This is a genomic window from Candidatus Nitrosocosmicus agrestis (assembly GCF_008389435.1).
Taxonomy (GTDB): domain Archaea; phylum Thermoproteota; class Nitrososphaeria; order Nitrososphaerales; family Nitrososphaeraceae; genus Nitrosocosmicus; species Nitrosocosmicus agrestis.
Window position 1 is genome coordinate 152,174 of record NZ_VUYS01000004.1, and the last position, 12,880, is coordinate 165,053.

Annotated in this window: 9 protein-coding genes; 6 read left to right on the plus strand and 3 right to left on the minus strand. The window is 32.7% G+C overall.

Annotation, left to right across the window (positions count from 1 at the left end; all coding sequences use genetic code 11):
• Window positions 1-71: 71 nt before the first annotated feature.
• Genes F1Z66_RS03470 through F1Z66_RS03485 form a run of 4 tightly spaced genes read left to right on the plus strand, consistent with a single transcriptional unit; the run spans window position 72 to window position 5,095 of the window.
• Complete coding sequence (locus F1Z66_RS03470; RefSeq protein ID WP_149862214.1) at window positions 72-1,130, plus strand: alcohol dehydrogenase; 1,059 nt, start codon at window positions 72-74, stop codon at window positions 1,128-1,130.
• A gap of 13 nt (window positions 1,131-1,143) precedes the next feature.
• On the plus strand, window positions 1,144-2,544 hold the full coding sequence (locus tag F1Z66_RS03475) for an NAD-dependent succinate-semialdehyde dehydrogenase (protein WP_149862215.1): 1,401 nt from the start codon (window positions 1,144-1,146) through the stop codon (window positions 2,542-2,544).
• Window positions 2,545-2,567: 23 nt separating this feature from the next.
• Entirely contained in the window at window positions 2,568-3,899 is a 1,332-nt protein-coding gene (locus F1Z66_RS03480) for an NAD(P)/FAD-dependent oxidoreductase (RefSeq protein ID WP_149862216.1), read from the plus strand.
• Window positions 3,900-3,916: 17 nt separating this feature from the next.
• Window positions 3,917-5,095, plus strand: a complete 1,179-nt coding sequence (locus tag F1Z66_RS03485) for a patatin-like phospholipase family protein (protein WP_149862217.1) — start codon at window positions 3,917-3,919, stop codon at window positions 5,093-5,095.
• A gap of 1,814 nt (window positions 5,096-6,909) precedes the next feature.
• Here the strand turns inward: F1Z66_RS03485 and F1Z66_RS03490 are convergent.
• Window positions 6,910-7,788: a cache domain-containing protein gene (locus tag F1Z66_RS03490; RefSeq protein WP_149862218.1), complete on the minus strand. Its 879-nt coding sequence runs from the start codon at window positions 7,786-7,788 to the stop codon at window positions 6,910-6,912.
• Between the two features lie 1,203 nt (window positions 7,789-8,991).
• Window positions 8,992-9,492, minus strand: a complete 501-nt coding sequence (locus F1Z66_RS03500; RefSeq protein ID WP_149862220.1) for a CBS domain-containing protein — start codon at window positions 9,490-9,492, stop codon at window positions 8,992-8,994.
• Between the two features lie 420 nt (window positions 9,493-9,912).
• On the opposite strand from F1Z66_RS03500, the gene F1Z66_RS15770 reads away from it, so the two are divergent.
• Window positions 9,913-10,143 carry a hypothetical protein gene (locus F1Z66_RS15770; protein WP_195907461.1) on the plus strand — a complete coding sequence of 77 codons (231 nt, stop codon included), beginning with the start codon at window positions 9,913-9,915 and terminating at the stop codon, window positions 10,141-10,143.
• 835 nt (window positions 10,144-10,978) lie between these two features.
• Here the strand turns inward: F1Z66_RS15770 and F1Z66_RS03505 are convergent.
• Window positions 10,979-11,410 carry a hypothetical protein gene (locus F1Z66_RS03505; protein WP_149862221.1) on the minus strand — a complete coding sequence of 144 codons (432 nt, stop codon included), beginning with the start codon at window positions 11,408-11,410 and terminating at the stop codon, window positions 10,979-10,981.
• Window positions 11,411-12,238: 828 nt separating this feature from the next.
• Between F1Z66_RS03505 and F1Z66_RS03510 the strand changes: the two genes are divergently transcribed.
• Window positions 12,239-12,838: a hypothetical protein gene (locus F1Z66_RS03510; RefSeq protein ID WP_149862222.1), complete on the plus strand. Its 600-nt coding sequence runs from the start codon at window positions 12,239-12,241 to the stop codon at window positions 12,836-12,838.
• Window positions 12,839-12,880 lie beyond the last annotated feature (42 nt).

Consider the following 12,880-nt stretch of genomic DNA (forward strand, 5'->3'; position numbering starts at 1 on the left):
TCATTTAAAAGTAATTGAAATTTTACAAGGTAACATCTTCCTTTTAAACTATTTTTGTGAGTAGAAAAAATATGAAATCCTCAAGAATTATCAAGCCCAAGGAGTCATTACAAGTACAAGAGTTAGACACCCCAAAACCAGACGGTCAGGAGGTCCTTGTAAGAGTTCATTCTTCCGGAGTTTGTCATAGTGATATACATTTGTGGGAAGGTGGTTATGAAGGAATAGACGGAAAATTTATGAAAACTACAGACCGAGGTGTAAAGTATCCGTTGACTCCAGGTCATGAAATTGCAGGTACTATAGATAAACTTGGTAAAAATGTGACAGATTTCAACGAAGGAGACAAAGTAATAGTTTATCCCTGGATAGGAGAGGGTTTGTGTCCAGCCTGTAGAATGGGAGAGGAGAATCTGTGTGACAAACCGAGATCACTTGGTGTTCTCGTTGATGGAGGATATTCAGAATATGTACTTGTACCAAGTTACAGATACTTAATAAGAATAGGTGACAATTTAGATATTAATACAGCTGCAACATTATCTTGTTCATCTCTAACTGCATATAATGCAGTAAAAAATGCCAGTTTGAAACCATATGATTCTGTGGTTATTGTTGGAGCAGGAGGACTTGGATTAATGGCCATGCAATTAGCAAAAGCAGTTACTGGTGCCCGTGTAATTGCTATGGACATAGATGACGACAAATTAAAATTGGCCAAAGAAGATGGAGGGGCCGATGAAACAATCAATTCATCTCAAGTTGATGCTGTCAAATCAGTAAAAGAAAAGACATCAGAATTGGGAGCAGATGCCGTAATAGATTTTGTGAATGCATCAAAGACTGTGGAAACCGATATGCAGTTCATAAGAAAAAGAGCTAGAGTGGTTTTAGTTGGACTTTTTGGCGGCGAATTAAAACTAAATTTGGTTAACATGCCTACTAGAGCCTACAAATTAATTGGATCCTATACCGGAACTCTGAACGATCTCAATGAATTAGTATCGTTAGCAAACAGGAAAATAATTAATCCAGTTGTTTCTAATCACTATAAACTAGACCAAGCCACTGAGGCTTTGGATGCACTTAAACATGGCAAAGTACACGGTAGAAGTGTAATCAATCCTTAAAGTGGTTATCTCTATGTCTTTAGAAATAGAAACAATAAATCCATATACAGAGGAAGTTATCTGTAAATACACTGTTGTAACGACGCAAGAACTGGATTCTAAGATAAAAAAAGCCCACAAAGCATTTGGTGAATGGAGGAAAAATATTAACAGTAGAACAGATTACTTTCACAAATTTGCACAACAACTGCGAAAGTACAAGGAAAATCTGGCGATGACCGCTACGAATGAAATGGGAAAAGTAATAAAAGAATCAAGATCCGAAGTTGAAAAATGTGCATGGGCGATAGAATATTTTGCGGATAACGGTGCGTCATTCATGCAAGACGAGATAACAAATACGGATGCAAGAAAAACCTACATCAAATTTAATCCTATAGGGGTTATAGCAAGTATCATGCCATGGAACTTTCCTTACTGGCAAGCCATAAGATTTGCAGCCCCGTCTTTAATTGCAGGAAACGCCACCGTTTTAAAACCAGCAAGTGCTACAATTCAATGTGGAATTGAACTTGAAAACGCAGCTAATAGGACTGGATTACCAGACGGAGTATTTCAATCAATAGTTGGTAACTCAGGTATAGTCAATGATCTAATTAAATCACAATACATTAGTGCAGTAACATTTACAGGAAGTGTAAAGGTTGGTTCTTTAATTGCCAGTCAAGCAACCTCACAAATCAAGAAATGTGTATTAGAATTAGGTGGAAGTGATCCTTTTATAGTATGTAAGGACGCTGATATCGAAAAAGCTGCGAATGGTGCGGTAAAAGGACGTTTTATAAATTGCGGACAAAGCTGCATAGCTTCAAAACGAATAATTATTGTGGATGATATAAAAGACGAATTTTTAGAAAAATTTGTTTCAAACACTGAAAAACTTAAGGTTGGAAATCCGACATCCGAGGAATCTGATCTAGGTCCTATGGTCAATGTATCAGCACTTGAAAAAATAGACTCACAAGTTAAAGGTGCATTGAAAGAAGGAGCTGAACTCGTTGTAGGAGGTGAAAGAATTGATAAAAACAAGGGATATTTTTACCAACCGACAATAATCAAAAACGTTACTCCGAACATGCATATAGCACAGGAAGAAGTATTTGGACCAGTAGCCCCAATTATGACAGTAAAGGATGAAAAAGAAGCAATAAAAATTGCAAATGATTCTGAATATGGTCTTGGTGCATCAATTTGGACAAAGGACCTGGATACCGCAGAAAAACTGGCAGAAAATATTGAGACTGGAATAGTTTCTGTGAATAATGTAGTAGCATCTGATCCTAGAGTTCCATTCGGAGGTGTCAAAAAGAGCGGATTTGGTAGAGAGCTATCCAGATTTGGCATGCTCGAATTTGTCAACATAAAATCCGTAAGACTCTATGATCAATTATACACTCAGCATCACGTGGAGTAAGAGATTAAAGGTTACGTTGAGAAATGTCACCAAGGATCGAGAAAAAAAATATTGTAATTTTGGGAGGTGGATTTGGAGGAATCGGAGTATTAAAAGACCTTCAGAAAGAATTCAACAATAATGAAAACGTACAAATAACATTAGTAAGTGACAACAATTTTCTGCTTTTTACCCCAATGCTCCCCGAAATAGTATCAGGTACGATAGAAAGCAGACATATTGTAACTCCCATTAGATCATTTTGCAAGAACTCGAGGTTTTATGAAGCACAAGTTAAATCCTTAGACTTCACCCAAAAACTAGTTACCATAAGTCATAATATAGGAAGACACGATGTTGAAACTGACAAAATACATGAGCATATAATTAATTATGATTGTTTGGTTATAGCTTTAGGTAGCGAAGACAATTTTTTTGGTAATTCAAATATTCAAAAATACGGCTTTACATTAAAAACAATCGAGGATGCAATAAATCTGCGCAACCACATTATTAAAGTATTAGAACAAGCGGTAATTGAGCAATCTGATTCTGTATTAAGAAAGGCCCTATTAACGTTTGTTGTGGTTGGCGGAGGATTCAGCGGGGTTGAAACTGTTGGAGCAATTAACGATTTTGTACGCGAATCGGTCAAAAAATATTATCCAGACTTGTACATGACAGATATAAGGATTGCTTTGGTCAGTGCAACTGACAAAATTTTAGAGCAAATTGATGAAGAATTAGGTGAATTTGCTTTACAGAAATTAAAAGCAAACGGAGTTGAATTTATTATGAACTCAAAGGTAAAAGATGTGACAATAGAAAATGCTTTACTAGACGACAATACATCCATTCCATGTTATTCGGTAATATGGACGGCAGGGGTAGCACCCAATCATATAATAACCAATCTCACGTGTGAACACGATAAAAGACACAGAATAATTACGAACAGTCATTTGGAAGTAAAAGGACTAGAAGATATTGTATATGCACTAGGAGACTGTGCATCCATTATAAATCCCAACACAGGTAAACCGTATCCACCAACAGCACAGCATGCAATAAGACAAAGTGAGATAGTATCTTATAATGTTGCATCGTTTATTAAAAAGAAAATAAATGGAAAAAATGATAGGAATCATAGAAAAAAGGAATTCAATTACAATACAAAGGGAATGATGGCTCAAATTGGTAAAAGGACAGGAGTTGCAATCCTTTTTGGCAAAATAAAGATCCACGGTTTTTTAGCCTGGTGGCTGTGGCGTTCTTATTATTTGCTAAATTTACCTTCCTCAAAAAAGAAAATTAAAGTAATGGGTGACTGGACTTTTGATTTGGTCTTTAAACCAGACGTAAGTCAGATACATTAACTCAGGGTGATTTTCTTATGACAACACTCAATCACAAAATTAACAAGAGATTTACCAAAAATATGAATCCAGAAACAGTACTTGTATTACAGGGAGGTGGCTCACTAGGCGCCTATGAATGCGGAGTATTCAAGTATTTGTATCAGCATAACGTGGAATTTGATATCTTAGCAGGTTCATCCATTGGAGCTCTAAATACTTCTATAATAACCTCGGCACAAAACGGAGGTGAAAATGTGGCAAAGGTTCTCGAAGATTTTTGGATCACCATCTCAGAGAATGTCTTACCTTACGAGTCTTTGCTAACCCATTTATCTTCAGATAAATCTAACGCAATTTGGTCATCGATGAATTCAATCCTATATGGCATTCCCAAAGCATTCCTACCGAAATGGTTCATGCCAAACTCTACTAATTATTGTTTTCCTTTTGATTGGACCTATTTTTATGATCCATCCCCATTGAGAAAAACTTTGAAAGATTTCATAAACTTTGAAAACCTGAAAAAAGATCCAAAAATCACTAGTAAGGATGGTAGAAAAGAGAAATCAAGGTTGATAATAACTGCCACAGACATTCAAAAAGGAGAACCGGTAATCTTTGATACTGCTTATACAGACATTACTGTAGATCAAATAATTGCTAGCATAGGATATCCCTTTTATGGAATCAGATGGAGTTTGGCAGACGAAAGATATCTGTGGGATGGCAGCCTGCTCACTAACACTCCATTAATGGAGGTCTTCAAAGCATCACCCATAAAGAACAAGAAATTGTACATTGTGGATGTATTCCCAAGAGAACAAAAAGAAATACCACAAAACATGATAGAAGTATGGCACAGGGCCCGTGATATCATATTCATGGATAAAACGGATAAAAATATAGAAATGCTCAAGATAAACGAAAGGTCATTAAATTTATTAAAAAGAGTTTATGAGATCTTAAATTCTGAAGATGCAAAGATAGATGATAGAACAAGAGAAAGTATTAATAAACTAGACAAGGAATATCTTGACCTAACTCAAAAATATGGTGCATCGGTGACAGACGTGATTAGAGTTGGTAGGAAAGAGAAAGATTCTCACTACATGTTTGAGGATGCAGACTTTTCTAGATACAGAATTAAAAAACTCATATCAAAAGGCGAAAAGGATGCAGGATTAGTAATTACAAAAAAGAATAAATCAAAATGACTTTAGAAAAAATCAAAGATGAAATTTATCAACCACTTGAGATTTCTCAAATATATATATTGATTATTCAAGGTAAACGATAGTGAGAATCAATGAGTTTTTGACGATTTACCATTTTGGCCCAGATTTGTCAACTTTATTAATACAAATTTTATAACTTTACCAATTAGAAGTGAAATTGAGAACTAAGGTGCATTACCTAAATTATCTTGGAATGATCATTCCGGACCCAATCCAAATGGTAAAGATTTACTAATAAAGAATTCACAATAAAGTTTGACGCTCCTTGAAAAGGATGAGTCACATTCTTTATGAATAACTTTACCAAGTCACAATAATTTGGATTGTGGTAAACATAAGTATTTTTTTAATATTATTTTTTTAGATATTGTTCGGTACTGTATATTATATTTTATTATATATAGTGGGGGCTAACGAAAGATTGGTTCCCACATAATGGAATATGATTCCATAAGTTTTCGATGATGTTATTTCATATTTATCTTTTCAATTTCCTGTTGACAGTAGCTTGACAAAGCATAAAACAACTATCATATGTTGAATTTGTCCCTAATACGGATCCATTCATGGTTGTAATAGAAGAGGGACTACATAGCTGAAAATTGCTGCTCGCTTTACCATTTACAGTAAAATAATTAATGGCAAACAAGTGGTTACAAATATTTAGGTGTTTGAAATGATTATTTTCATCTTTTATTTATGTAAAGCATTTGACATGTGATATTTGAAAGATTCTTTGAAAAAGTAAATAACAAACTGCTGGGGGAGGGAAGCAACTGATTTTGGGGGTTGCTATTAGTCTATTTGTTCTTCCAATTATTATAACCCAACAGAGTATTTCAGAAAGTAATAATCTATTTAAAATGAATGCTTGGAATTAGACTTCTTTGCATCAATATAGTCTCAAATATTCTAACTTCCTGTGATAGTTTTTGTAAATATTCTTTACTGTTTTTTGATAACAGGCTCTAATTTAGTTTTGTCCACCATCCACTCTCATATTTCTTTTTGTATCTGCATAAGTTCTTTCATTTTTTTCTATGCTGAGGATTCTCTACTAGAAATTCAACCAGGTTAATGATTTGATCCCTATCCTTTTAATTGATCAGTAGGTACTATGGCTAATTCGTCAAGTTAATTCAGATATTTTTTTTTGAATTACAAATGAGTTCTGGAACAATCTCATTATCTACAACGGTTTGAACAAGTGAAATTTCCTTTTGTAATGAATCAAATATACGGGAACAAACAGATTTGTCTTTTAAGAGTACATTAATAGTTCCATTTGCTTGTTCTCCCTGGGCTCAGGCAATTTCATTCGGCGAATAATCTGTACTTTTAATGATTTCTCTGTAGATATAGCCTCTTTCAATAATTTACTGATTAGATTAGTTTTTCCTACTGTGTTTCTTGTACACAAAATATTATTATCAAAGTTGGTTTATAAGATATATACAGAATATTAGCTACAAACAATATTTTTTCTAATGGTCTGCTATCAGTGCTATTTCCCCATAGTTTATGTTGTTATTCATGCTTGAATAACTTGCTTGGAACAATGGATAAAAGTGGCAAAATCAGACTATGTTTCCTGTATTATAATGTATATGTATAATGAATAATTCATAGATTTGTATTTGTAAAATCTATTCAAATTAACTATTAATCGAATTTATAGACAAAAAAATGAAAATATTTTAAATAAAAGAAACGTTGAATAGGAGCAGATATCATTCAGCATCTCAGAGGAGCTAAATTTGATTGTTTTATAACCTTAAGAGCTATTATGGATATCAGATAACGTCTACTACAGGTTGCATCAAAAGAATAATCCATCTGTTTTGAATAGCGTCCATAGGATAGTATGATATAAGCATTGTTTCGTGGCTAACCTCCTCCACTGTAGAACCGAACTTTCCTGCAAGGGCATATTGGAAGCTATTTAGATTAGAAAATGATTCGCTATTATTTATGGAAAATCGCTTGTCAGAGTCAGCTATCTTTATACCCTTGGAATCAACGTACACAATTCGTTGTTCCTGAGGGAGATTAAAAGACTGAGTTTCTTTGCTCAGGAGGCCCAAGTCAATAGATCCGACCAATACACCACTTAAAACCCCGTTATTATCGTCATCGTTTGAAAATACAGGTACAGCGATGATAGCTCGTTTTAAACCAGATGAGGTGGAAGTTATTATATCTCCTAAATAGGTTTGGTTAGATGAGATGGCACCCATAAAATAATCACGAAAGGCAAGATTATTTTTTGTTTGATTACTCTGCAAGGAATAAGGTTCCATAAAATAAGTATCACCATTGGGCATGATGAAAGAAATTCCTGCAATTTCAGGATAATAAGAAATGACCTTTTGTGCAATCATCCTTTTTTGCAAATCAGAATATGAAGGAATTCCATGAAGTCCTTCTAAAGTAGCGTTTAGTAAGGTTGCGTTCGGCATACTTCTCATTTCAGACAAGTTGCCTGCAAATTCCAACATTGAAGCTGCGCCATTCAATCTAGTTTCAAGGCTATTGGCTAGTAGTTTTAGACTAAGTATGTTATTTTTACCTACAGTTTCATTAGTTGTAGTGCTTGCTTTAGATCCTGTTTTATCAAAGAAGATATCTTTTACTGAAATTGAAAAAGAGTTTGAGGATATAAGTGATATCATGAATAACGATAATAGAAATAGAAATAGAAAAATTACATTTGATCCAAAATACAATTTAAAAGTCAATCATATAACTCTAACAAAACCATGCTTATTAGTGATCCGCTAAGACTTTTAGATGCAAAAATAATATGCTATTTAGAGGTGAGGTATAATACCCTAACTTTGATTGTTTAATATCTTGCTATTTCTATACCTCATCATAATACTATTTGATATTTTCTTACTTCCAATCTCTTATGAAATAGCATGATTTTGAGATTACACTAAAGAGAAAAATGACAAATTGACAAATCATCAATATTGAAATAATGAGCATTTAAAAATTATCTATTTAAAAATGCCCAATGCAATACAAGACTTTAAAGGCCAAGGGAAATCCTTAAAATTCTATTCAACTATGAGGTATAAATTACTGTAAAGGTAGGAACAATAGCATATACATGCAAGGCAATGTAAAAGTAAAAACCACAACTCATTCTGGCAGTGGCTTTTTTTGTCAAATTAAAGCTTGCTGCTTTGGGTATTTTATCATTCTTGTTAATAATTGCATTGCTCCTAAAGGTATTGCTACATTGGTTTAACAAGACCACCAATCAGAAATGTCATATAAATGTCAGTAAAGTCAAGGTGTAGTCTCACTCTTGAATATAGAGCTTTTGTTGCAGATTTTACAGAATGACAATAGTATACTGAATGAATGGTTTTGAAAGAGGAATTTTTGAAATGGGATTGTTTATGTAAAAGGCTTTATGAGAGAAAGATTTAGTTATCAAAATATTTGGAGGCATAATTTAAGAATTACTAGACAAGAAAAAATGACAGGAATAATTGTCACATGGTAGATCAGTGAAAACTTATCTTGCAGAATGCTTAAATCTGGTGATCTGGACATTACAATTCTTAGAGGACAGAGACTTGTTACCTAGTATATGAACCAGGGTAAGTATATTTCACAAACCAAAAACATTGAGATTTCATGAATCATCTTTGAATAAAAGGTGAGTCCCGGGATAACAAATATAGCTATGGAAAAAAGAGATATACTATGGGCTTCTAAGTAGATACAAAGAAAGAAAAATAGTCTTAAAGATAAAACAAATTCTAAAAAATCAACTAAGAAATGATTTAATGGTTTATTACTAATACAGAAAACGTTTAAAATAGAATTATCCAGAAAAATCAGATAATTTACAGATTTAGCTATTTATGAAAAGAATTGCTAAACCAAAATCGTGAAAAATCTTCGTATATGTCTTTCTGAGGTATTGGAAAATCACTAGAGATAACAGTGGAAATTAATTCCTTATTGCTCATAAGTAGCTTAAATATATCATGCTCCGTAACAATACCTACAAGGTTATTTCCTTCCAAGACAATAATCCTTCTTATTTTACGTTCATACATCAATTTCATTGCGTCTAGGACTGATGCATTTTGTGAGAGTGTGATTAATGGATAACTCATGAGTTCTCTTACGGGAACCTCCAAGTCTGCCAATGAAAATGTGCTTACTATTCTTACTATATCTCTCTCAGTTACAATACCTACCGGGTTCTTGCTATCATTATTATCGATAATTACAACAGAACCTATATTGTTATCTACCATAACCTTGGATGTATCAAAAATATTTTGTTCTTGATCTATTACTTTAACATCCCTTCTAATTATTTCATAAATATTGACCGATTTTAAACCCATTTAGTTCCTTCGAAGTTCCTTTTATTAAACTATATGAGAAAAATGCGATAGAGCTTAACATATGTGGTCATTACATTATTCTACCAATGTTGCTTTAACTAACTATCATTATCATTTGTCACTAAACTATTTACTTGAGATGAGGACAGTATCAGTGAGATTCAGATTTGAAAGATTGGAACATAGTAATTAAGAAATTTCTTTTCAAAGTCATACGTTGTATAAAATAATAATCATCATGCTTGATAACAAGCTTTTGTGGATATAGGGCGTGACCAACTCAAATTCTGTCAGGATTCTGACTGCTTTTATGGTTGTTACAACCTTGTTCTCTTTGACATAGCTAAACAGTCATGCTTTTTCCACAACAGCAAATGATTACGGATATGGTTATGTCCCTATTACAAGTTTAAATAATGTTTGGGTTTTGGTTGGAGATTAAAAGGGTTATGGCAATCCATCATTCTTTCAAATTCAGGTTTTCACGCAACATTCAGCATAGTAATGAAAAATAAAACCGCCTATCATCTGCATCAGATATCCAACACAACTATAAATAATATTCACATATATGGTAATAATACGATTATGCAAGACTCAGTAACAGTGATCATGATCAATGAACCTGTTTCTAATGTACCAGTTACTTAGATAATAAATGATAACAATATACTGGCCATTTCTGTCGACCTATCTAGAATCAATAACCACTTTGGGGATACCCCAATACGCGGCGTAGAACAAACCCCAAAAAAAAGGAAATGCAGTTTACAGATATGATGATTAAGGATTCCAAATTTATGGATAAATCGATTCCGCTGTTGATGCAAAATAAGATGAACGCACTCATAATTGATGCTGGAAATTTGTCTGGTTTATCAATAACAAAATAATTAAGACTCTGCAGATGTAGTCTTGTAAATAATTCCGCTACATCTTAATTATTTTATTTTTTACGTCATATAATATAGGCAGAGAATGGATTACAGCAGATTTAATTTCGAATTCATAAAATATTAATCTGGAAAATGAGTAGATGACCCTCATCATGCCAGTAGTCTAAAGATTGGGTTCGTATTATATCTATCACAGAATCTACTTTGTCAAAAAATGTTCAAGATTACAGAATGGTGTAGAACATATAATCGTAACATTCAATGATATATTACATCTACTGTTAATAAAAAGGCTGTCTGACAATAATAAAGAATAGACATGCTATTGAAGTTTTTGGATTGAATATAATAACATATAATCAAGCCTTATAAAGATTCAGTATCTCTGAGGAATAACAATCATGGTGAATGGTAAAGAAGTGTATATCAAAAACATTATTTACAAATATCAAACTACAATGCAGGGGTCCTTAATTTACGAGTTCATTCATTAGATCAATATGGCAAACAATACTCAAAAAAAATACGATATTAAAAAAGGATTTGGACTATATTACAACGGTCCTTTTAGAAAGTAGATAGTTTTCGGATCAATGACCGCATGAACATGATGAACCTTCATGTGAATGTTCATGAGACTCCACCTTTGTCATACCTCTTTTACGATATTCTTCTTGTGCTTCATAAGTGTTAGTACCGGTTTGACCATTAGAAGTTATGGTCTGATCACTTGAATTTCTTTTTACTGCAGTTGGCTCATGCTCATTTATTTTTGATGGAGTCATCGGCTCTTTATCTTTATACTCTGTGAGTGGATCATCATTTCTATGTACATTAGTTCCCGGGCCACCTTCTTCATATTTTCTATCTACCCCAGAGCCAGAGGAGTAAGACTGAACGTTAGAACTAGATGATGGATCTACCGTTTCTTTTGTTTTGTCTGCTACATCTTTGGTTGTATCAACCATTGCATCTTTTACATCTTTTGCTTTTTCTTTTATTTGATCAATAATTTCTCCCATTGTGAATACCACATATTATTTACAACATACTATATTAGGCTCATAATTCTTGTTTATTTTTGTAGCAAGATGTAAAAATATATCCAAATGCGATAAACGCTCATGAACACGATAAGAAAAATATTTAATATTGCTCAAGGTTTTTACGTGATTCAATAGAAATTAAGATAGGCTTTATTTTCCGATATTTATATGCACCTGTGAGCAATAGCTTAATTGCGCGACCAGTAAATTGAATGAGGCATTATTAGTTAATCAAATTAGCCATTAACATGACTTTTTTATTCAAGTTTTATAATATTAGCTGTTAATGGATCTGCTAAAAATATCTAATTGACTTCAAATTACATATTTGAATATAAATAGTGAAAAATACGACAAAAATAGTGTTACTATCCAAATGTATCTAAGATATTAACAATATATGATTAAGTCAATTGATTTTCCTCCTCATGTGATTAGCCCCTTATCTTATTGTTACCATATCCAATGGGCTGTGACAATCCAAAAGGATTGGATAGGCCACAGACAAAAATTACCAATTAATTCATTTTGGCAGTTTTTAGTTATTGAATAACGACAAATATGATATATTACAAGGCATTGTATATCGTAATAGCTCTGAAAGTATAAATTAAATATTGTTATTTTATAATGGAGACAGAGAATTTTATAATCTTAGAAGGTTTTTTTGTTAAAATAACCATTTAAAAATGAAGTCTTATTTAACACAATATAAAAAATTTGTGTATTACTAAACAATTTGTGATGGCATAAGTGAATCTTTGGTGTAATGTATTAAACATTAGTGTATAAAAATTCATTGCCATGACAAGTATGTCGGACGTAAATAATTTAGCATTATCAAACGCCATAGAAGCAGCAAAAAGAATATTGGATGCACCTTTTGGCGCACATTGTCTTTTAATCTATTCTAATTTGAGTAAATGTAGAAAATTCTATACATATTATATACAAGAAGTTCTCAAAAAAGACGACGAAATTGTCGAGTTAGATCATTTTTATGAAACAGAAGATATGGTAAGAAATACTCTTACTCGACATAATCACAAAGTACTAGATTTGGAAAGATTTGAAGACAGCGAGAATAGACTTTTTATTATAGACTCTTTAATAAAAAATTTTACTAAGGATGATACATTACAAAACTACGCGTTGAATAAGCGACTTGTTGATATTGCCAAAGGATTAGACAAAAAGGGAGCAACAGTCATAGAAGATATGGGTATTTTTAATTATAAATACAAAATAAGAGATTTGCTGGAGTATGAAATGTCAATGCCGACATATTTTGAATTTGAACTCAAATGTATTTGTTTATACCACGGCAAGGACTTTGACATATTACCAGATAATGTAAGACAAAATTTGATCGATCATCATAAAATAGTTCTCAGAATAGTCTAAATAACAATTACTTTTAAAAATTCATCCAGAAACCAAGGCTTT